Here is a 21,427-nt window from a genome sequence, read left to right as displayed (position 1 = left end):
GTTAAAAGATGAGTTAATCTGTGCCTATAGAGTTCATTGCAACATCAAAACTCCCGACCGCTTTTGGTGAATTCAATATTTCTGTGTTTCAAGATCCAGTATCAGGTGAAGAACATGTGGCACTTTCTAAAGGGTTAGAAAATCCACCTACAGGCCCTGTTTTGGTTCGTGTACATTCAGAATGTTTAACAGGTGATGCTTTTGCATCATTAAAATGCGACTGTGGTCCTCAATTGCAGGCAACTCAAAAGCTCATCAACGAAGCAGGTCAAGGCGTTATTTTATATTTACGTCAAGAAGGCCGTGGTATTGGGCTTACAAATAAAATTCGCGCCTATGCCTTACAAGATCAGGGTCATGACACAGTAGATGCTAATTTACTTTTAAATTTACCTGCCGATGCACGTCGTTATGACATGTGTAGCATTATGCTCGATCACTTAGCAGTGAAAGAAGTTAAATTAATTACCAACAATCCTTTGAAAATTCAGGCACTCAAAGATCAAGGAATTAATGTGGTTGACCGCGTTCCATTAACGGTTGGACGCAACCCTTTTAATGAACAATATTTAAAAACCAAACGTGAACGTATGGATCACCTTTATCAAAAAGATGATTTTTTAAAAAAATAAATATTTAAAAAGCAATCGCAAGGGATTTTTGAGACATTTCTTAAAAATCCCTTACTTTTTTTATGGTTTTGTGCTTTGATGTATCTATCTCCTATCTCAATCATCTTTGAGGGTCACTATGCAACATCCGACTTCAACAGATATTCAACGTGTCCGCGAATTTCTCCTCGATTTACAAGCCCGTATATGTGCTGGTTTAGAACAACAAGAAAAAGCTGGCGGCGGTACGAGTGAATTTATTATTGATGATTGGGAGCGTCCTGAAGGTGGCGGTGGTCGTTCACGAGTTTTGCAAAATGGTACAGTGATTGAAAAAGGTGGTGTGATGTTTTCTCACATCAACATTAGTAAACTCCCTGCTTCAGCTACAGAAAGACACCCTCAAATTGCTGGTGCTAAAGCACAAGCCCTTGGTGTGTCATTAGTAATTCATCCTAGAAACCCCAATATTCCAACTTCTCATGCCAATGTACGTTTATTCGTTGCAGAGCCTGAAGGACAAGATCCAATTTGGTGGTTTGGCGGTGGTTTTGACTTAACACCGTTCTATCCAGATGAGCAAGATGTTATCGATTGGCATCAAGCCGCTTACGACCTGTGTCAGCCTTTTGGTGACAATGTCTATGCTGAACATAAAAAATGGTGTGACGATTACTTCTATTTAAAACATCGCGATGAGCAACGTGGTGTCGGTGGCTTATTTTTTGATGATCTAAATGGCTGGGATTTCGAAACTTGCTTTAAATATATTCAAGCAGTAGGTAATGGCTATTTAAATGCCATTCTGCCAATTTTTGAAAAACACCGTGAACAACCTTATACCGAAGCACAACGAGAGTTTCAGCTTTACCGTCGCGGCAGATATGTCGAATACAACTTAGTCTATGACCGCGGAACATTGTTTGGTTTACAAACAGGCGGACGTATCGAATCTATTTTAGTCAGCCTCCCTAACCTTGCAAGTTGGTCGTATCGTCCAGAATGGGATGAAGACTCTCAAGAGAAACGTTTAACTGACTATTACCTAAAACCACGTGACTGGTTAAATCTAAAAGAAAAAGTCGCTTAATTTTTTGCTTTTTGGAGATTCTTTGGCTTCCACCCTAGAGAATCTCCTTTTTTATTTTCACTTTTCTGAACCTCATTCAAATATTTTTTCTTATTCCAATTTGGCTTATAGTGAGGCCTGCTGAATATTCAGCACATGTTTTTAACTGCTTCACGCCATTTTAAAATTTTGGAAATAAGAATGACCAAACAGTTTGCAGTAATTGGCAACCCAATCGAACAATCACGCTCTCCTGAATTGCATCATGCTTTCGCTCAAAAAACAGGTGTTGACCTCGACTATCAAAAACGTCTTGCCCCTCTTGATGGTTTTGAGCCGAGTATGCGTAGTTTCTTTGCAAATGGCGGAAGTGGCATGAACGTTACTGTGCCGTTTAAAGAACAGGCTTTCGCTTTGTGCGATGTGCTAACCGAGCGTGCTCAGATTGCAAAAGCAGTTAATACGTTATGGATGGAAAATGGCAAATTGCACGGCGATAATACTGATGGCCAAGGCTTGGTTGCCGCGATTCAAGCTTTAGATTGGAACCTAGAAAATACGACTATTTTAATTTTAGGGGCTGGTGGTGCAACTCGTGGTGTTATTTACCCTCTAGTTCAGGCTGGCGCAAAAAAGATTGTGATTGCAAACCGTACTCTAGCTCGTGCCGAACAACTTGTAGATGACCTAAAAGTAGCAGTCCCGCAAGCTCAATTAGAAGCAATTTCTATAAATGAGCTAGAAGGCAAGTTTGATATTGTAATTAATGCGACTTCTGCAAGCCTTTCAGGCGATGCTCTACAGCTTCCTGAAAATTTACAATTCGAACATGCCTATGAAATGGCATATGGCAAACCATCTAGCTTCCTTGAACAAGCTAAACAACGTAATGTGCCCTCTTCTGAAGGTTTTGGGATGTTAGTGGGTCAGGCTATTGAATCCTTTTCTATCTGGAATGGCGTAAGACCTGAATTAAAAGATTTTCTATAAATATAAAAAAAGAACCTACATGATGTAGGTTCTTTTTTAATTCATTTATTATTTTTTGGTCGTAACCATTTGCTGATAAACGTCTCGGAAAATCTCATAATCAATAAATTCATTATGTTCAGGTTTTAAATTCTGAATTGTTTTTTCCGTAAGTTGCTGTTTACGTGCAGCGACATAAGCCTTACCTAGAATATCAGCAGTTTGTGATAACAATGGTTTTTCTTCAGCAGAAGCACCATTTTGTTGTTCAAATTCTAATTGATATTGTTTCGAGAAAAGCTGCTCAGGCTGCTTATATTGTTTCTGTAATTTTTGCCATGCTTCACGCCCTGCCTTACCTTGCATTGTTGTAATCACAATATGGTCTACAGCACGGCCTAAATCATTATCAAACTGGTCTTCTTGTTCAAGATGATGCTTTTTCTGCAATGCCTCGATACGCTCTAAAGCCTTACCTTGAGGATTATAGGTTTCTTCTTCAGAGAACCAATAAGCATAAACTTCGGCAATTTCTTGCAACTGTTGAACTGAATAATAATTAATATATGACGGTTTTTCGGCAGTCAATTTTGCAATAAACACAGCCTTATACGTTTTGTCATAGGCACGTGTTGCATCATAAGTTTGGTTAGCCAACAGCGCCAGATTCGAATCTAAATCTTGTACATCGCTATGTGAGCCAACTGGATGTTCAGAAACATCACTCTGCCCAAGTTTTTCACTAAAACCTTTTACGAAGTTTTCAAATAAAGAACCTTTGCTTGCCTCTGCAACTGATTTAGCTTGTTTAAGTTGCTGCTGATTAATTGAGGTTGCTTTACCATAATTTAGAATTTGCATGTCTGCTTTAATATTAAAGCGATGGTTAAATTCAGCTGGTGTATATGCAATATCGTAATCTACGTTGACTGCACGGCCTTTTTCATCGAGTCCAACATCAATCGTAATTGGATTTCTTTGTTTTGGTAAAGCTTGTTCGATCTCTGCTTTATGCTTTATCCATAAAGCTTTGAATGCTTCATCATTCACAAACTGGTTCTGATCATAAGCAGCAAAAGTTTGTTTTAAAGCAGCTTGACGAGACTTAATCTGAGTTTTTTGGGTACTCTCTACGCTTTGATCAAGAACATCAACACCATATATTTGACAGTAATTAATATCCCCTAAAACTACTGGTTTCTTAAGGGTCTGTAATTCAACACATTGTTCTTCTGTAAGGGTTGGGCCGTCTTCATCTTGGGTAGTTTGTTCGGCATCCCCTACCGCAACATCAGCAGCATCCTCATCTTGGCCTGAAGCAGAAGCCTCATCTGCTGCTGCCGTTGCTTCTTGAGCTGCACTTGATTGTTCTTCATCGCCTTCCTCAGAAGCCAATGTACCGCCAAAATGAGCGTTAATGAGTGAGTAAAGTTGTTGGCTAACCGCTGCTGCATCATCAGAAGAAACCTTCTGCCCCTCAGCACCACCCGACTTTTTCTTAGCTTCAGAAGCGGCAAGCTCGATTGCTATAGATTCAGCAATCTTTTGGTCATCAAATCCCAAAACACTTTTTTGCAGGTATTTTTCATTGACTTGACCATATAGATCGACTTGCAGTAGCAACTCTTCAACCGTATCTTTTAAACGAATTTTTTCTACAATTCCCGCTTTACGGTCAGCGTCTGTAATTGGTAAACGTTGTAAATTTTGCGGATCAGCCAAACGATAAGACACGGCGCCAGAAGCCTTCGCATATTCAACGAACTTCTTCATATCGACGTTCGTAAACAGATCTTTATATTTCGAAAAATCGACATAGGCTAAGTTGTTTTGATTATCTTTATTCACTAAATAAGGCATTAATCCGAAATAATTAACGTAAAATTTATAATCCTTTAGATCAAGCACCATTGGCAATTTTGCCTGCACGAGCAAAGTCGGTTTTTCATATCTTGCAGTGAGGTTGAAAGACCCCATTTTTTGACGATAATGAACTGAACCATCGTAACTAAATTGGAGATCATTTAATAAATTGATTAATACGGCATTTACTTTTTCTGAACGTGATTCGCCAGATACACCTGAAACAGATTGCTCATTTGCAATTGCGGCATAAAGCGCCTGCTTCTGTTTTTTATTCAAATTAATTTTTTGTTCACGTAAATATTGATCTACTTTTTTTTGCACTTCAGCATCAAGTTGAGCACTCTTCTCTACAGTGCTTATTTTGTTGGGCTGATTTGAATCAACATTAACTTTAAAATGCCCGCGGTAGTCATAGCTTGGGTATTCATACATTGCATTCATACCCTGAATGACTTTTTGATCTAAATGAGCAGATGCCACTGATGGACGTAGGCTATGCTGCGCACATGCGGTCAAACCCAAACTAAATAAACATAAACTGAGATATTTTAAATGCATAACCTTTTTTAAAACCTTATCGCTTTATCTTTTTAGCAAAACTTGCTAAAAATAAAAAAATAGTTGTTTTTTCACATAAAAGTATAAGTCCTGAATGTAGCAGAAAATGTATTTTCAGGTGTATTTATTTTCGACAAAATTCGCTTTTCTGACATTTCTTTCGGATGTGATTATCATTGTATTTTTATCATGCGAGTGAATAATCAAATCATCGATTCAGATAATCCCACAATGATTCAAAATTAGGATTAAAGCCATGCCAGCATATAAAGCCCCGCTACACGATATTCGCTTCTTAATGAATGAAGTATTAGATTACCCTGCTCACTACAAAACTTTATCAAATGGTGAAAATGCAGATCCAGATACCGTTGATATGATTCTTGAAGGTGCGGCAGATTATTGTGAAAACGTATTATCGCCACTTAACCAGTCTGGCGATGAAGAAGGTTGCCATTTTGACAACGGCGAAGTAACTACACCTAAAGGCTTTAAAGAAGCTTACGACCAGTTCGTTATGGGTGGTTGGCAAGGTCTTTCTTATCCAGAAGAATTTGGTGGTCAAGGCCTACCAATGTCTTTAAACCTCATCAAATCAGAAATGATGGGTACTGCAAACTGGTCATTTACGATGTACCCTGGCTTAAGTTCGGGTTGTATGAACACCATTTTGCAATTCGGTACCGATGAGCAAAAACAAACATATATGCCTAAACTTGTTGAAGGAACTTGGAGCGGCACAATGTGCTTAACCGAACCTCAATGTGGTACCGACTTGGGACAAGTTAAAACTAAAGCTGAACCTCAAGCAGATGGCACTTATAAAATCTCTGGTACAAAAATCTTCATTTCTGCCGGTGAACATGATTTAACTGAAAATATTATTCACATCGTACTTGCACGTCTTCCAGATGCGCCTGCTGGTACTCGTGGTATTTCATTATTTATCGTACCTAAGTTTATCCCAACTGCTGATAGTGGTATCGGTGAACGTAATGCAGTGACCTGTGGTTCAATCGAACACAAAATGGGGATCCGTGCTTCTGCAACTGCTGTACTAAACTTTGATAATGCCACTGGTTATTTAATCGGTGAAGTCAACAAAGGTTTACATGCAATGTTTACCTTCATGAATACAGCACGTATTGGTACTGCTGTTCAAGGTATTGCGCATGCTGAGTTATCGTTCCAAGGTGCATTACCTTATGCGAAAGATCGTATGTCTATGCGTGCACTTTCTGGTAAAAAAGAACCTGAAAGAGTTGCAGATGCCATCATTCATCATGCTGACGTACGTCGCCTGTTGTTGACTCAAAAAGCAATTGCTGAAGGTGGCCGTTCAATGATCTATCATGCTGCAAAGCTTGCAGACAAAATGACAGATGCATTAACACGTGGCGACCAAGCTGCTTACGAAGACTACGATGATAAACTTGGTTTCTACACACCAATTTTGAAAGGTTTCTTGACTGAACTTGGTTTAGAAGCTGCAAACAACGGTATGCAAGTTTACGGCGGTCATGGCTACATCAAAGAATGGGGCATGGAACAAATCGCTCGTGATGCTCGTATCTCAACGCTATACGAAGGTACAACAGGCATTCAAGCACTTGACTTGATTGGTCGTAAAGTATTGCTTAGCTCAAAAGGTAAAGTGGTTCGTGACTACACTGCTGAAATCTTAAAATTCTGTGCTGCACACGCACGTAATAAATACTTACGTCGTTTTGCTTGGGATTTAACTAAGCTTTGTGCTCAGTGGAACACTTTAACTGTTCGTATCATGCTTGCTGCACGTAAAGACCGTGACATCGTATCTTCTGCTTCTGTAGATTTCTTGATGTTCTCAGGTTACGTGATGATGGCTTACTTCTGGGCGCAACAAGCAGTCATTGCTTCTGAGAAACTTGAAGCAGGTGATGGTGCAGAAACGCCTGAATTCTATAAAGCAAAAATCAAAGTTGCGGACTTCTACTTTGACCGTATGTTACCTCGCACTCAAGGTCACGCCGAGTCAATGGTGACAACCTCTCGCACATTAACATCATTACCAGTTGAACACTTTAGCTTCGACTACTAATGATTTTTAAATCGTGAAATGAAAAGAGCGCAATTCATATTGCGCTCTTTTTTATTCAAGTAAAAATTTAATATTTATTCTTTAGTCAGAACATAAGCTTGCTTTGGAACAAAATAGTTTTGTTCCAAAAACTCACGGTTTTTACCGTAGTCGCTATAAAACAATTTTTCCAGATTCATAATCAATCTTTTTCTTGAATCAGTCTTAAAATAAAAATTAACTTTAGATAAAGGACAGTGAATGGTTAACTCATCCTCTCTTTCATCTACTTTCCAATTTAAATCAGGACATAACTGATTTACAGCAGTACTCTTGGCTCCATCCTTACTTCCCACGCGACCAAAATGAATAACATTCCAATAAGCCGATCCATTGGGCAATAAATTTAAAATGTACTCTGCTTCTCCAGATTCACAATCGGCAAAAGCATCCTTACATGAAATTCGGGTGTGATATCGCCCTACATATTGCAGTGAAATTCCACTTAATTTTTTGGTTTGATCTAAATTTTCTTCAGGTAGAAAAGTACGTCCCGCCACATAATCTAATGTTTTTGTAGATGTACTATTTTTTATTAAATTTTCTTCATCGGTAGAACTAGAACTTAGACTAGAGTGATCTTTGGAGTTGGTATGGTTTATGTCGCAAGCACTAAGTGTCAGGCACATCATAGTCCCTACAACCAAATGCTTAACTAAAAACCTAGACCGCTTCAAAAACATATACATTATTCACAGATAACAGCAACAACCATGTTTATATTCATTTCAGGCACGAGCCCATTGCTGCCATAAACCTTTAAGCCCTGAAAGGGTGCATTTTAGTTGATGTTAGTTTCCTTCATTCCAATCCTTTACATATTTTAACCATTTTACTTTTTAGAAGACTTTAAAACCGTTATTTCGTCTCCATATTTTTATTAAGCAAGAGAATAAGCAATTCCTTGTAACTTTTTATTTTTAAGGAGAATTAGATGGCCAGTTCTGGTTTATATCGCTCGAACCGACATAGCATGATCGCCGGTGTAATGGGTGGTATTGCTGAACGTTTTGGTTGGAACGTAACTTTACTACGCATTATTTTTGTTGTGATTTCAATTATGAGTGCGGCCTTTCCCGGAATCTTAGTTTATCTGGTTTTGTGGTTAGTTATTCCGAAAAAACAGCCAGAACATATTGAAGGCTATCGACAATCCGTCCGAACTGTACATGAAGAGCAAACACGTTAATTAATTTTGGTCGCTACGGTTGCATCCCCTAATCAACCGTAGCTTTTTTTTGCTCTGTTTTTTTAGATTATATTTTACGGTTTAACTGTTGTTGTAAAGCAGCAATCATATCTGCGCGGCTGATCATTCCGATTAACTTCCGCTCTTCGACTACTGGAATATAATTAAAAGATTTTTCGACAAAATAAGGCACAAGATCTTGAATAGGCTGTGTTGGCAATACTGTCACCACTCTATGACTCATAATTTGTTTCACATAATGCTGCCAAGAGTTTCTTGGGTCTGCTGCTCCTTTAAACCATTCCACAACTTCATATAAAGCTAAAGTTCCTACTAGATGATTGTCAGCATTTACCACCGGTAAGCTCATAAGGTTAATATGCTTGAACTTATCCAGCGCCTGATGAATATCATCATCTTCATGCAGCTTAATCACATCACGGCTCATAATATCCTGACAGGTATATTGATTGACTATGCGTTCGTTGGCATGTTCTTGTGCATCTAAAATAATTTTTTCTAAATCGTATTGGCTAATATCTAGCAATTCAGTGTGGTGCTCTAAAGCGTACTCAATATCTTTCGGTTGAATCGATACTTTTTGAGTCGGTGTTGGATCTTTACTACGCTCATTGAGACGTGCGGTAACTGGATAATGTCTTCCAATGAAACGGTTAAAAAAGACGGCGAAACCGAGTAAAAGTAACGAGTTGAGCAGAACCGGATAAAAAATAAAATAAAAGCCTAATTTATGAATTGCAGCACCACCTAACACAGCCGTAATCGCGACTGCACCACTTGGTGGATGCAAAGAGTCAGTGGTCATCATTAAGAATATGGCAAAGCCTACTGCTACACTAAAAGCAGTGGTTAAATCAGGAATCCACTGTGCACAGGCAACCCCAATAATTCCGGCTAGCGTGTTACCAACAATCACATTCCATGGTTGAGCCAATGGACTGGTTGGCACAGCAAATAAGAGAACAGATGAAGCTCCCATGGGTGCAATGTACCAGGCATTAATTCCACCTAAAACATACCAGCTAATTAAGGAAGAAATTGCTAAACCACACAGTGCTCCAATACCGCAAAGCAACCGTTCTTTTAAAGGCAAAACCTTAAAATTTGGTTTTAAAATCTGTAACCATTCTCGCTGTATAACACTCACAGTACACCTTTGGGGGATATGCCGTCATTTATAACGGGCAAAAGTATACGCCCAAAGCCACATAAAGTGCATTTAAATTATATCTTTCAAAGATAAGAAACTCTGTTGAACCATCTTTTGTTATTTTAAAACTTTAATATTCAATCAATTTTTCATTTAAATAACGCCAGTAGCGTTTCGGCAAATATTGCACATGAAGTTTTATATTCTGACGTTCCGTAATGTTCACGCTCTTAAAATAATCTTTCCAAAGCTGGTCATATAAGATTTCTTGCTCATCTAAATCCAGCTGAAAGCTTTGGCTCCTTCCGTTATTTAAATTACGGTCAACCTCAGAAGCTTTGAGCGAAACTTCATGTATTTCTTTTAAATCATAATAAAGTCCAAGCTTACGTTTTTCATCATAAATGAGCCAACGCTGATCTTGATAACGCCGTTTAAAATGCGGCTGAATGAGCGGTAAAACATTAAAATCAGGCCGAACCAAACTTAAAAAAAGCTCATCTTTGGTTTTCTTAAAACGAATAAAAGCTTCCATCCGATGCTTCTCTCGCCCGACCTTTTTCGTCCACTGCGAAATTGCTAAAACACTTGGGTGCGAATAATCTTTTTCTATCGATGAGTGACTAGTAAAAACGTAAATACAGTAATTAAATAAATGCTGATAGGCATCTAAAGACTCAGATAAATAAGCAAAATAAAATTGCCTTAAAGAAGACGAAGAAAGCTTTTTTTGCAGCGCGGACCACACACGTTCGGCATGTTGCTCGTTATTTGAAATCTCAATTTTATCGGCAAATAAACCATGTTGAGCAGCCTTATTCAAACAGAGTCTGACCTGTAATTCTTTAAATTGAAATGCGCGAAAAACGCAGCTCAGTAGCCCAATCATTGAGCCATCAAAATAGTAAGCGACTTCATCATTAAACATCGCTAAAACCCAAGGCTTAATTGGGGCGAAAGCTGCTGCACATATTTCGATGAACCCTGCGTTAAAATCTGCTGTCGGATAAAGCTTGAAGATAATTCTTTTTGGAATTTTGGACTGTCTTCACAGTGGATAAAGAATTTTGCTCGCTGATAGGCGACACCTAACTTTTTAAGTAAATCGATGTGGATTTTGCCAAAGCGACGAGCCTGAACAATTTTCTTAGCCGATTTCACCCCAATGCCAGGTACACGCAAAATCATTTGATAATCTGCACGGTTTAGATCTACTGGAAACTGCTCAGGATGCCTTAAAGCCCAACTTAATTTCGGGTCTACATCCAAATCTAAGTTTGGGAATTTCTCATTGACGATTTCATTGACCTGAAAACCATAAAAACGCATCAGCCAATCACTCTGATAGAGTCGGTTTTCCCGAAGTAACGGCGGTGCGGAACCGACTGCTGGCAAGTAATTATTTTCGGTATTAATGGGAATGTAACCCGAAAAATAGACCCGTTTGAGCTTAAATTCTTTATAGTGCTTATCTGCCATAAACAAGACATCTTGGTCTGACTCTTGATGAGCACCCACTACCATTTGCGTGGTCTGCCCTGCTGGCACATATTTCGGTACATGCTTAATAATTTGTCGCTCATCCTTAAGCTGAATAAGTCTGTCACGTACTAACCCTAAATCTTTTTGCACTTCCTGATGAGATTTTTCTGGTGCAAAAGTCTTTAGCCCAATTTCAGTCGGCATCTCTAAATTAATACTCATACGGTCAGCATATAAACCTGCTTCATGAATCAGTTCAGGCGATGCTCCCGGAATGGTTTTTAGGTGAATATAGCCATTAAAGTTTTCTTCAAGGCGCAACTTCTTCACGACTTGAAGCATACGCTCCATTATATGGTCGGCCGATTTAAAAATACCTGAACTTAAAAATAAGCCTTCAATATAATTACGTCGATAAAAATTAATGGTTAAGTCCACCACCTCTTGCACCGTAAATGCTGCACGTTGAACGTCATTAGAACGACGTGAAACGCAATAAGCGCAGTCAAAAATACATACGTTGCTAAATAGAATTTTTAAGAGAGATACACAGCGGCCATCTTCGGTATAGCTATGGCAAATACCTGAATGACTTGCATCTCCCAAACCTTTATCTTTATTTTTACGGTCGCTGCCACTTGATGAACAAGACACATCATATTTAGCAGCATCAGCAAGAATTTGGAGTTTTTCCCGAATGCGATCAGACATATCAAACGACTCATTTATGGCATCGTTTAAAAAATATCATTTTGCATTCTTAAATTTAATCTAGTGAAGTACGCTAAGCGTCATGAGGTGACGTCTAAAATAATCTGTCTTAATTAACGTATTCTTCTAGTTGTTTTACACGCGCTGCATACTCTTGCATTGGGCAATATGAATACATCGGTGAGCCGATGTATGAGCCTGCATTACTACATTCCTGATCTACATAAGCTTTCCAAAGTCGCTGAGATTTTAAAATATCTTGGTAACGCTCTGGCTGTTGATATTCTTCGCTTTGTGTACGAATTTGATCAATCAAAGCAACAATTTTTTCTTCATAAGTCTTTTTAGCTTGTTCAGAACAGCTATGCACGACCATGTTGTTAATGCTTTCAAGCTTCATTTCTTTAATCGTCTGATCAACACATTGGTTATATTCATCTTGCTCATCAGTGTCGGTTTGTGCGTATAGCCATGGACTACAAAAAAGACTGGATAAAACAATGAGTTTGTAGCAAAATTTCAGCATAACTTACTCTCAATTCTATAATTTTTAATATGCTTCAATATAACAAAAATTCTATAAAGGTTGCCTATAATCCAAGTTCAAAGAGCAGAACATAAACATTGAATGAACTCACTGCCCATTGAATATAAAACCCTTATAAGCAGAACTATATTAATTAAACATTTTGATTTGATCGCATTTTCAAATATATTAACTTTTATTCATGCTATACATAGTTATAAGAATCAAACTCATATTGATTTATATAAAAAAATCTAATTTTAAAATTTTCATTCAAAATTTAGATCCCAATCAAGGCCAAATTTTATATAGTCTTTTAAAAGTCCCACTCTACTTATTTATACCTGCTTGGCTTCTATGGATCTTCACCATGATGCTATATGAAGGGTTCACTTTAGAAATTCTAAAAACTGCTGTGAATATGCCATTGATGCTTTTTATGGTTGCAATGACTTATTACATACTCGCATTTGTTCCCGCTTATCTATTTCAACTCTTCTTGCAAAAGTATAATTTCATAAATTTTTTCTCAATTATTGTTAGTGCAATCATACTGACTACGCTAATCCTTAGTTTAATGTGTTTAGAATTCGCCCCAATAGAAATGATCATTTTCTTCAGTTACTTTTCTGTGATTTTCGCTATTACATATTGGATATTACTGCTCAGAAGTATAAAAAAATCAGAAAAATCTCAAGATTAAAATTTCTCTTATATCTTCTCAAAAACCTTTATTACAGGGTGCAAAATGTCTTTTAATTTTTTAAAAATCTTCATTCAAAATTTAGATCCAGATAAAGATCAAATTTGGCATTGTCTAATCATGACACCAATCTATTTATACATAGTTGCTTTATTCATATTTTTAAGTTCTTTAATCATCCATAAAGATTTTTCTTTTGAGATTCTACTAAACACCCCTGTCGGACTACTCTTTATTGCAGCCATTTATTACATATTAGTTTTTATACCCGTTTATTTTTTACAACTATTCTTATTGAAATTCAATTTCCTTAATTTCTTCTCTATTCTTGTGAGCGCAATTTTTCTTAGCTTTTTAATTCCAAATATCTTAATAATTTTTTTTCGAGACCCATGGGAACTAATGCCATTAGAAGGCTTATTTTTCTTCAGTTGTTTTTCTTTAATTTTCGCTATTACATATTGGGTTTTACTACTCAGAACTATAAAAAAAGCAGCTAAACAATCAAATCTGAAATTCCCAAACTAGCCTTTGCCACTCCCCCACAAAATCCTTATACTTAGGGGCAATTTTTCTCATAAATTCGTGGATGCTACATGAGTCGCGCCATCTCGCACATTGATACATTTCAGGGCTTAATTCTTGCCCTACAAAACTATTGGGCCGAACAAGGCTGCGTCGTACTACAACCTTACGACATGGAAATGGGCGCTGGAACATTCCACACCGCAACATTCTTACGTGCTTTAGGGCCTGAGACTTGGAATGCTGCATACGTTCAACCTTCACGTCGTCCAAAAGATGGCCGCTATGGTGAAAACCCAAACCGTTTGCAACACTACTACCAGTTCCAAGTGGTGCTTAAGCCAAACCCAGACAACATCCAACAGCTCTATCTTGATTCTTTAAAAGCAATCGGGATTGATACGCTTACTCATGACATTCGCTTTGTAGAAGATAACTGGGAATCTCCAACTCTCGGTGCTTGGGGCTTAGGTTGGGAAGTTTGGCTTAACGGTATGGAAGTGACTCAGTTCACTTACTTCCAACAAGTGGGTGGTGTTGAATGTTACCCAGTAACAGGTGAAATCACTTACGGTTTAGAACGTCTTGCAATGTACCTTCAAGGTGTTGACTCGGTTTATGACCTTGTGTGGACCAAAGGCCAATTCGGTACGGTAACTTACGGCGACGTATTCCATCAAAATGAAGTTGAGCAATCGACTTATAACTTTGAATACGCTCCAGTTGAAAAATTATTTGAACTCTTTGACTTTTATGAGTCAGAAGCAAACCGTTTAATTGAAGCAAAACTTTCTCTTCCTGCTTATGAGCAAGTGGTTAAAGCGTCTCATACCTTTAACTTACTTGATGCACGTGGCGCAATTTCTGTAACTGAGCGTCAACGCTACATTTTACGTGTACGTACTTTAGCTCGTGCGATTGCACAAAGTTATGTACAAGCACGTGCAGAGCTTGGATTCCCAATGGCAGAACCACACTTGCGTGATGAAGTATTGGCACAGCTAAAAGCACAAGCTGAAAGTGAAGCAGCAAAGGCGGAGAAAAACTAATGAGCAAACATACTGTTTTATTCGAACTTGGCTGTGAAGAGCTTCCACCGAAAAGCTTGAAAACTTTACGTGATGCATTACAGGCAGAAACGGTAAAAGGCTTAAAAGATGCAGGCTTAAACTTCGCATCAATTGAGGCTTATGCAGCTCCACGTCGTTTAGCGCTTAAAATTGTTGATATCGATGCTGCTCAAGCTGATACACAAAAACGTTTTGATGGCCCTGCTGTTCAAGCGGCTTACGATGCTGAAGGTAAACCAACTAAAGCACTCGAAGGCTTTATGCGTGGTCAAGGGATTACTGTTGATCAGCTTTCAACTTTCCAAGCTGGTAAAGTTGAAAAAGTTTGCTATTTAAAAGATGTGAAAGGTCAAAGCCTTGATGCTTTACTTCCACAAATTTTACAAACTGCACTAGACAACTTACCAATTGCTAAGCGTATGCGTTCTGCTGCAAGCCGTACCGAGTTTGTACGTCCAGTGAAATGGGTTCTCTTACTTAAAGATGACCAAATTGTTGACGCAACTATTCAAGATCATAAAGCTGGTAATGTGACTTATGGTCACCGTTTCCATGCACCTGAAGCTGTGACTTTAGCGCATGCAAATGACTACCTAGCTGCTTTAGAAAAAGCATATGTCGTTGCGAACTTTGAAAAACGTCAAGCAACCATTCAAGAACAAGTGAAAAAGTTAGCTGATGAAGTTAACGCAACTGCGATTGTTCCAAGTGACTTACTTGATGAAGTAACAAGCCTCGTTGAATGGCCTATTGCTCTTCGTGCAAATTTTGAAGAGCGCTTCCTTGCTGTTCCTCAAGAAGCACTTATTACAACAATGCAAGACAACCAGAAATATTTCTGTTTGATCAATAGCGAAGGTAAATTACAGCCTTACTTCATTACTGTTTCAAATATTGAGTCTAAAGATCCGATTCAAATTATTGAAGGTAATGAAAAAGTTGTTCGTCCTCGTTTATCTGATGCTGAATTCTTCTTCTTACAAGATCAAAAGCAACCGCTTGCATCTCGTAAAGAAAAATTGGCAAACATGGTATTCCAAGCACAATTGGGAACGCTTTGGGACAAATCAACACGTATTGCAAAACTTGCTGTTGCATTATCTTCAATCACTGGTGCAAACCCAGCAGATGCTGAAAAAGCTGCATTACTTGCTAAATGCGACTTAACCTCTGAGCTTGTAGGTGAGTTCCCAGAACTTCAAGGTATTGCGGGTACTTACTACGCACGCATTGAAGGCGAAAACACTGAAGTTTCAGAAGCTTTAGGCGAGCAATATTTACCAAAATTCGCTGGCGATGTTTTACCAAAAACTAAGACTGGTACAACGATTGCCCTTGCTGACCGTTTAGATACACTTGTTGGTATTTTCGGTATTGGACAAGCGCCTACAGGTTCTAAAGACCCGTTTGCTCTTCGTCGTTCAGCAATTGGTATCTTACGTTTAATCATTGAAAATGAATTGGACGTAACTATTGAAGAACTGGTAAATCTTGCACTTCAAGGTTATGGCGACATCGTGAAAGACCACGACAAAACGCGTGCTGATGCTGTTGCATTCTTGGAAGGTCGTTACCGTGCTAAGTATGAAGACCAAGGCGTTGCTGTTGATGTGCTTCAAGCCGTTCAAGCACTTGCACCAAAATCTCCACTTGATTTTGACAAGCGTGTAAATGCTGTAAACCACTTCCGTGCTCTGCCGGAAGCTGCTGCACTTGCTGCTGCAAACAAACGTGTTGCTAACATTCTTGCAAAAGAAGCAGCGCCAGAAGGTTCAGTAGTCGAAGCTAACTTAGTTGAAGATGCTGAAAAAGCATTATTTGCTGAGCTTCAAGCAGTTACTCCAGTTGTTGAGCCATTACTTGCGGCAAAAGACTACACGGCTGCTCTTTCTAAGCTTGCAGCACTTCGCGCGCCGATTGATGCATTCTTTGATGGTGTCATGGTAATGGCAGATGATGCTGACCTGAAGACAAACCGTTTACGTTTATTGGCTCAGTTGCGTAACTTGTTTACTGCTATCGCTGATGTGAGTGTATTACAGGGTTAATTAGCTCATTACTAAATAAAGGGATCTTTTATAGATCCCTTTATTATTTTAGTTGTTTAAATTAAACAAACTCTTTAACTTCTTCTAAACTTTTCGATGGCTCAAACCACATAAAATCATAATCAGCCACGTCATGAATATAAAACGGATCATTTTTCATGATCTCTTTGGCCTCTTGAATCGAAGAGCTTAAAACTAAAATCACTCCACCTACCCTATTTTCTCGACGCCCCGATGCCAAAAATTTCTTCTGCTCATAGTAATGCTCTAAAAATGCAATATGCTCTTTCAGTACAGCATCAACTTCGGCTAATGGTTTTTTATAGGTTAAGGTAACAACAATCATCTCATTCTCTTAAAGGAAGTAGCACATGACATAGAAGGGTTAAACTACTGATAGCTTATCTATAGTTTATTCGATGGTACGCCGATTCCCCCAATTCATCCACACCAAACTCCCTACAATAATCACACCACCTAACAGCACAATCATTGATGGTTTTTCATTTAAAAAAACAACTGCCAAACTCATCGCAACAATGGGCGAGCAATACAAAAAATTCGATGCAATCGTTAACGGCATATTTTTAAGTACATATCCCCAAAGCACATAAGCCATCGCACTGGGGAAAATACCCAACAACACAATCGACATATTGGCCTGCCAAGTGGCATGTAAAATTTCAGCAGACAACTGCGCGCTATAGAACAGTAAAGGAATGGTTCCGAACCAAATGATGTAGCACATCATGCTCAACGCATCATAATTTAAGGCAAATTTTTTATATAAATTAAAGTAAATCGCCCATGCAATTGCTGCCAAAACAATCAACAAACTATAAGGGCTTGGTACACCAAGACCATGATCACCGCTAACCACTAAAAAGGCGCCACAAAGACCTAATAAAATACACAACCACTGTTTGAAACGGATTTTCTCTTTAAAAAAGAAAGCTGAAACAATAAATGTAAATAGCGGAATAGATTGACTTAAAATGCTAGATGCAACCGCACTCACATATTGCTGCCCCGTATTTATAAGTAAGTGATGCAAGGTCACAGAGAAAAATCCTAACACACCAAGTGCCGGCACATCTTTCCACTTTAACGCCTGAATTCCTTTTTTCATGACTAAGAGCAGTAAGAAAACCGATGCAATCAAAAAGCGAAGCAAGGCAATATGCTGCGGTGTATATGAATTCAGAGCACTGTGTACGCCTATAGGTGAATAACCCCAACAAAAGACAGTAATAGCAATACACAAATAAAGCTTAATTGCCGGAGGCTGAGTTTCGGCAGCAAGAGAAATTGCCATGTTAAATCTACGCTAATGAAATGGAACTCTTTCATCATATGCGCATGGATAGTTGAATAAAATTAACTTATATTGAGTCTAATATTCATTAAAAGTGAATGATAAAACATGGATATCGCTCAGTTAAAAATGTTTCAAACGGTGGTTGAATGCGGCACGATGACCAAGGCATCTTTGCAGTTACACTGCGTTCCATCTAACATCACGGCGCGCATTAAACAACTTGAAGAAGAACTCGGCGCACCTCTGTTTTATAGGGAAGGGAAAAGTTTAAAGCTCACCCCATCCGGAGAAATCTTTCTTAATTACTGCCAGAAAATTTTAGCGCTCTGTGATGAAGCAAAACGAAGCATTCATCCTGATGCACCACCCTCTGGCCCATTAAAAATTGGGGCTATTGAATCTTCTGCCACAACCCGTTTACCTAACTTACTCGCGAAATATCATCAACGCTATCCAAAAGTTTCCATTCAAATTATTACAGGCACATGGAAACAGTTATTAGTTGATATTTCTCAGCATAAACTCGATGGTGCGATTGTCGCTGGTAATATTGAGTTTCCCATGTTAAATAGGCTCGGTATTTATCAAGAAGAAATTATTTTAATTGCCCCAGAATCTTTCGGTGAAATCCACTGTCAAGAAGACTTGATTGGTAAAGAAATTTTTATGTGGACTGAAGGTTGCCCTTACCGCGCTGCTCTTGAAGAATGGCTTAAGCTCAAAAATATCTCGCTTCCAATTACCAGCATTACCAGTTACGCCACTATTATTGGTTGCGTGAGTGCAGGCTCTGGTGTGTCTTTAGTACCAAAGAGTCTTTTTGAGCAATATAAAAATTTAACCAATATTCGAGGCTATAAATTTGAACATCTTGCATTTATGCAGAACCAGTTTTTCTGGCACAAAAATGTGAGTAACCACAAAGCGAGAGATATGTTTTTAGAATTGATTAAGTCAGAATTTATAGCTTAGCTGTGCATTCGAATGTAAGCATCCATGTAAAACCCTATGCTTTACATAAAATAATGATGCATAAAACACATCACGACATTTTAAATATTTTAATTTTATTGATATAAAACAATATCATAATAAAAATTAAGAATAAATTATAAAAACATAAACTGCATGACCCATCCGTTTTTTGCAACGACCTCACTCAAAAGAAGCAGATGCTAAGTACATAACGTATTTTTTGAGTCATTCAACATGAATAAAGCAATTGGAATTTTAGGTGGTATGGGTCCACAAGCCACGATTGATGCCATGGATAAAATTATTAAAAATACGCCAGCACATTGCGATCAGGAGCATATTCCTGTCATCACGGTTTCTATTCCAGACATCCCAGATAGAACACTATCGATTATCAATCATGATGATAAACCACTCGAAAAAATGGCTGAATATCTTAAAATTTTAGAAGCGGCGCAGGTCGGCTGTATCATTATTCCCTGCAATACTGCCCACTTTTGGTTTAACCAGTTACAGCAACGCACCCAAACCAAAATGATTAGTATTATTGAATCTGCGGTTCATTTTATCCAAGACAGCCAAATTGCTGAAGTTTGTATTCTTGCGACGTCTGCCACCATAAGCACTCAGCTTTATCAAAGCCAGTTCATCCAAAACAATATTCGTTTCTCTACCCCTTCTGCTGAGATGCAACACAAAGTGATGCAAAGTATTTATCAATACAAAGCAGGAAATATCGAAAAATCAAAACAACTTATGAGTGAGGTTATTCATTTTTATAAACAAAATAAAAGCATAAAATTCTTATTAGCATGTACTGAAATTCCGCTCATCTTACAAGACAGTATCCAAGACAATCCTGAACTGTTTGTTGATGCGACCGATTTACTCATTAAAAATGCGATTGCGTGGTATCAGAACTCATTAACAGCATCAGCCGCATAATTAAATAAAATTTAATGCAAATTATGCATAATTAAGTTTAGGCAATGGTCCAATCAATTGCCTTCACAAAATTCCATAATCCTTCAGAAGTTGCATTAAGCCTTGCACTACTGCGATATAAATAAATATCGACAGATAGTACCGACTCTTTCATTGGCATAATCATTAACTGATTTTGTTTTAATTCATCTTGAATGCTGTAATCGGGTAACCACCCTACGCCATAACCGCCTTTGATCATGTCCTTAAGTAATAGACTCATTGAAGACACAAAATTTGTCTCAAACTTGTCTGAATGATGATCTTGTAGAAATTTATTTACCTTTTTCCCCATGTAACTGTCATCGGTATAGTTCATGAGCGGAATTGAAGTATCTTCGAGTGAAAATTTAGGTCGACCTAAATGATTTGGAGCCGTGACTAGATAAAGCTTTGCCGAAAACAACTTATGGCACAAAAATTGTGGGTTCATTAAGTCATCATCATAAAAAGATGCAATAAAGTCACATTGACCATTTTTAAGAGAATCTACAGTTTCATTCACATTGATTGCTTCAACATGAAAAATCTTTTCTTGGTAATTTTTTAAATTCCCTAAAATTTTAGGAAAAATATATCCTGCCAAAGAATGCGCAGAAGCAATCGTGACTTTGCTTCGCACATGATTATCACCTTTGATTTGATCTATATTAAACTCAAAATCATCCAGTAAATTTCTAGCATGCAATATAAAAAGCTTACCCTGCTCCGTTAACTGCAAAGGAGAAGTTTCTCGATCAAACACTTCAAAACCAAGACTATTTTCCAAGGCTTGAATGCGACGACTCAGCGAAGACTGAGAAATATTTCTAATATCAGAAGCGACTGTAAAATTTCGGTATTTTTCTAGAACAATCAGGTCATATAACCATTTTAATTCAATGTTTTGTATCACTTGAGGCTCCAGATCATTCTAGAAATTTAGATACGGTATTTAATTATATTTGAAATGATGATTTATCGTAATCAAATCGTATGGGTTTTATCTCATTGCAGTACAAGCTGTATTTTTATCAGTAAGATCAGCACTTCATCTTTTGATTCTGGTTGGGGAGGTTTATCCAAAATGAAAACCCTAAAAACTCTATGTATTGCGACCTCTATATTGGCTTCATCAAGCTTATTTGCTGAAACAACGCAACCTCAACAAGTGAATGAAATAGCTTCTAAAACACAACCTTATGGTGATAATCCAAGCCTAGGGCGTGTACTGTTATATAAAACAGGAAAAGGCATACAAAATTTAGGAGACAATATTCAAGGTGCTTCTGAAAAGACCTCAAATAAAATTAGTGAAAAGTGGAAAAACACCAAAGAATTTACTGCTGAAAAGGCAGAAGTCGTTCAACAAAAAGCGGATACAGCAAAAGCTTTTACTGAAACAAAAATAGATCAAGCTAAGCAAAATATTACCAGTAGCCGAAACGGTGAAAACATCCCAATAGAACAAGGTGAGTTAAGTAAATCTAGCACTACGGTTAACTAAATTTTTTGGATAGCGCGATAACTTCGCGCTTTAATATAAAATACAAA

At 37.9% G+C, this 21,427-nt stretch carries 20 protein-coding genes; 11 read left to right on the top strand and 9 right to left on the bottom strand.

Going from position 1 to position 21,427, the window contains the following annotated elements; all coding sequences use genetic code 11:
- Positions 1–20 precede the first annotated feature (20 nt).
- From ribA to aroE, 3 genes are all read left to right on the top strand, one after another.
- A complete protein-coding gene (gene ribA / locus ASF86_RS12545) occupies positions 21–632 on the top strand; it encodes a GTP cyclohydrolase II (RefSeq protein WP_017391003.1) in 612 nt (203 codons plus the stop codon).
- Between the two features lie 118 nt (positions 633–750).
- On the top strand, positions 751–1,701 hold the full coding sequence (gene hemF, locus ASF86_RS12540) for an oxygen-dependent coproporphyrinogen oxidase (RefSeq protein WP_056482596.1): 951 nt from the start codon (positions 751–753) through the stop codon (positions 1,699–1,701).
- A 180-nt stretch (positions 1,702–1,881) separates the two neighbouring features.
- A complete protein-coding gene (aroE, locus tag ASF86_RS12535; protein WP_056482593.1) occupies positions 1,882–2,670 on the top strand; it encodes a shikimate dehydrogenase in 789 nt (262 codons plus the stop codon).
- Between the two features lie 48 nt (positions 2,671–2,718).
- Here aroE and ASF86_RS12530 read toward each other — a convergent pair whose 3' ends face one another.
- Entirely contained in the window at positions 2,719–5,073 is a 2,355-nt protein-coding gene (locus ASF86_RS12530) for a hypothetical protein (protein WP_056482590.1), read from the bottom strand.
- Between the two features lie 256 nt (positions 5,074–5,329).
- On the opposite strand from ASF86_RS12530, the gene ASF86_RS12525 reads away from it, so the two are divergent.
- The gene (locus ASF86_RS12525) at positions 5,330–7,153 is read left to right on the top strand and encodes an acyl-CoA dehydrogenase C-terminal domain-containing protein (RefSeq protein WP_003653705.1); all 1,824 of its coding nucleotides are present in this window, start codon (positions 5,330–5,332) and stop codon (positions 7,151–7,153) included.
- Between the two features lie 74 nt (positions 7,154–7,227).
- On the opposite strand, the gene ASF86_RS12520 is transcribed toward ASF86_RS12525, so the two are convergent.
- Complete coding sequence (locus ASF86_RS12520; RefSeq protein WP_081407700.1) at positions 7,228–7,875, bottom strand: hypothetical protein; 648 nt, start codon at positions 7,873–7,875, stop codon at positions 7,228–7,230.
- A 251-nt stretch (positions 7,876–8,126) separates the two neighbouring features.
- Between ASF86_RS12520 and ASF86_RS12515 the strand changes: the two genes are divergently transcribed.
- Positions 8,127–8,381, top strand: a complete 255-nt coding sequence (locus ASF86_RS12515) for a PspC domain-containing protein (protein ID WP_004639576.1) — start codon at positions 8,127–8,129, stop codon at positions 8,379–8,381.
- A gap of 67 nt (positions 8,382–8,448) precedes the next feature.
- Here the strand turns inward: ASF86_RS12515 and ASF86_RS12510 are convergent, their stop codons facing one another.
- From ASF86_RS12510 to ASF86_RS12495, 4 genes are all read right to left on the bottom strand, one after another.
- A complete protein-coding gene (locus tag ASF86_RS12510; protein ID WP_056482587.1) occupies positions 8,449–9,549 on the bottom strand; it encodes an HPP family protein in 1,101 nt (366 codons plus the stop codon).
- Positions 9,550–9,682: 133 nt separating this feature from the next.
- A complete protein-coding gene (locus ASF86_RS12505) occupies positions 9,683–10,480 on the bottom strand; it encodes a TIGR03915 family putative DNA repair protein (RefSeq protein ID WP_056482584.1) in 798 nt (265 codons plus the stop codon).
- 2 nt (positions 10,481–10,482) lie between these two features.
- Positions 10,483–11,745, bottom strand: coding sequence for a putative DNA modification/repair radical SAM protein (locus ASF86_RS12500; protein WP_056482581.1), 1,263 nt, complete (start codon positions 11,743–11,745; stop codon positions 10,483–10,485).
- A 109-nt stretch (positions 11,746–11,854) separates the two neighbouring features.
- Complete coding sequence (locus ASF86_RS12495; protein ID WP_056482578.1) at positions 11,855–12,271, bottom strand: lysozyme inhibitor LprI family protein; 417 nt, start codon at positions 12,269–12,271, stop codon at positions 11,855–11,857.
- Between the two features lie 202 nt (positions 12,272–12,473).
- On the opposite strand from ASF86_RS12495, the gene ASF86_RS20090 reads away from it, so the two are divergent.
- From ASF86_RS20090 to glyS, 3 genes are all read left to right on the top strand, one after another.
- Positions 12,474–12,974: a hypothetical protein gene (locus ASF86_RS20090; RefSeq protein WP_056482575.1), complete on the top strand. Its 501-nt coding sequence runs from the start codon at positions 12,474–12,476 to the stop codon at positions 12,972–12,974.
- Positions 12,975–13,570: 596 nt separating this feature from the next.
- Positions 13,571–14,548, top strand: a complete 978-nt coding sequence (gene glyQ, locus ASF86_RS12480; protein ID WP_002044989.1) for a glycine--tRNA ligase subunit alpha — start codon at positions 13,571–13,573, stop codon at positions 14,546–14,548.
- Complete coding sequence (glyS, locus tag ASF86_RS12475; protein ID WP_056482569.1) at positions 14,548–16,617, top strand: glycine--tRNA ligase subunit beta; 2,070 nt, start codon at positions 14,548–14,550, stop codon at positions 16,615–16,617. Before glyQ ends, glyS begins: the two co-directional genes overlap by 1 nt.
- Before the next feature lie 61 nt (positions 16,618–16,678).
- Here glyS and ASF86_RS12470 read toward each other — a convergent pair whose 3' ends face one another.
- Positions 16,679–16,963 carry a YciI family protein gene (locus ASF86_RS12470; RefSeq protein WP_056482567.1) on the bottom strand — a complete coding sequence of 95 codons (285 nt, stop codon included), beginning with the start codon at positions 16,961–16,963 and terminating at the stop codon, positions 16,679–16,681.
- A 66-nt stretch (positions 16,964–17,029) separates the two neighbouring features.
- Positions 17,030–17,932, bottom strand: coding sequence for a DMT family transporter (locus ASF86_RS12465; RefSeq protein WP_056482564.1), 903 nt, complete (start codon positions 17,930–17,932; stop codon positions 17,030–17,032).
- Between the two features lie 108 nt (positions 17,933–18,040).
- On the opposite strand from ASF86_RS12465, the gene ASF86_RS12460 reads away from it, so the two are divergent.
- Together ASF86_RS12460 and ASF86_RS12455 are read left to right on the top strand one after the other, a co-directional pair.
- Positions 18,041–18,907, top strand: a complete 867-nt coding sequence (locus ASF86_RS12460) for a LysR family transcriptional regulator (RefSeq protein ID WP_056482561.1) — start codon at positions 18,041–18,043, stop codon at positions 18,905–18,907.
- 237 nt (positions 18,908–19,144) lie between these two features.
- A complete protein-coding gene (locus ASF86_RS12455; RefSeq protein WP_056482559.1) occupies positions 19,145–19,855 on the top strand; it encodes an aspartate/glutamate racemase family protein in 711 nt (236 codons plus the stop codon).
- Positions 19,856–19,892: 37 nt separating this feature from the next.
- Here the strand turns inward: ASF86_RS12455 and ASF86_RS12450 are convergent, their stop codons facing one another.
- Complete coding sequence (locus ASF86_RS12450) at positions 19,893–20,789, bottom strand: LysR substrate-binding domain-containing protein (protein WP_045433250.1); 897 nt, start codon at positions 20,787–20,789, stop codon at positions 19,893–19,895.
- Positions 20,790–20,960: 171 nt separating this feature from the next.
- Here ASF86_RS12450 and ASF86_RS12445 point away from each other — a divergent pair, with 171 nt between their 5' ends.
- Positions 20,961–21,380, top strand: a complete 420-nt coding sequence (locus ASF86_RS12445) for a hypothetical protein (protein WP_005038406.1) — start codon at positions 20,961–20,963, stop codon at positions 21,378–21,380.
- The last annotated feature ends 47 nt before the right edge of the window (positions 21,381–21,427 follow it).

Source organism: Acinetobacter sp. Leaf130, assembly GCF_001423205.1.
GTDB classification, from domain to species: Bacteria; Pseudomonadota; Gammaproteobacteria; order Pseudomonadales; family Moraxellaceae; genus Acinetobacter; species Acinetobacter calcoaceticus.
Note: the sequence above shows the minus strand (reverse complement) of the source record. Positions and strands in the feature narration are given on the sequence as shown.

Bases quoted from the DNA above. Each gene is read 5' to 3' on its own strand.
- hemF (WP_056482596.1), top strand. From the start codon at position 751: ATGCAACATCCGACTTCAACAGATATTCAACGTGTCCGCGAATTTCTC.
- aroE (WP_056482593.1), top strand. From the start codon at position 1,882: ATGACCAAACAGTTTGCAGTAATTGGCAACCCAATCGAACAATCACGC.
- ASF86_RS12530 (WP_056482590.1), bottom strand. From the start codon at position 5,073: ATGCATTTAAAATATCTCAGTTTATGTTTATTTAGTTTGGGTTTGACC.
- ASF86_RS12525 (WP_003653705.1), top strand. From the start codon at position 5,330: ATGCCAGCATATAAAGCCCCGCTACACGATATTCGCTTCTTAATGAAT.
- ASF86_RS12520 (WP_081407700.1), bottom strand. From the start codon at position 7,875: ATGTTTTTGAAGCGGTCTAGGTTTTTAGTTAAGCATTTGGTTGTAGGG.
- ASF86_RS12515 (WP_004639576.1), top strand. From the start codon at position 8,127: ATGGCCAGTTCTGGTTTATATCGCTCGAACCGACATAGCATGATCGCC.
- ASF86_RS12505 (WP_056482584.1), bottom strand. From the start codon at position 10,480: ATGTTTAATGATGAAGTCGCTTACTATTTTGATGGCTCAATGATTGGG.
- ASF86_RS12500 (WP_056482581.1), bottom strand. From the start codon at position 11,745: ATGTCTGATCGCATTCGGGAAAAACTCCAAATTCTTGCTGATGCTGCT.
- ASF86_RS12495 (WP_056482578.1), bottom strand. From the start codon at position 12,271: ATGCTGAAATTTTGCTACAAACTCATTGTTTTATCCAGTCTTTTTTGT.
- ASF86_RS20090 (WP_056482575.1), top strand. From the start codon at position 12,474: ATGCTATACATAGTTATAAGAATCAAACTCATATTGATTTATATAAAA.
- glyQ (WP_002044989.1), top strand. From the start codon at position 13,571: ATGAGTCGCGCCATCTCGCACATTGATACATTTCAGGGCTTAATTCTT.
- glyS (WP_056482569.1), top strand. From the start codon at position 14,548: ATGAGCAAACATACTGTTTTATTCGAACTTGGCTGTGAAGAGCTTCCA.
- ASF86_RS12470 (WP_056482567.1), bottom strand. From the start codon at position 16,963: ATGATTGTTGTTACCTTAACCTATAAAAAACCATTAGCCGAAGTTGAT.
- ASF86_RS12465 (WP_056482564.1), bottom strand. From the start codon at position 17,932: ATGGCAATTTCTCTTGCTGCCGAAACTCAGCCTCCGGCAATTAAGCTT.
- ASF86_RS12460 (WP_056482561.1), top strand. From the start codon at position 18,041: ATGGATATCGCTCAGTTAAAAATGTTTCAAACGGTGGTTGAATGCGGC.
- ASF86_RS12455 (WP_056482559.1), top strand. From the start codon at position 19,145: ATGAATAAAGCAATTGGAATTTTAGGTGGTATGGGTCCACAAGCCACG.
- ASF86_RS12445 (WP_005038406.1), top strand. From the start codon at position 20,961: ATGAAAACCCTAAAAACTCTATGTATTGCGACCTCTATATTGGCTTCA.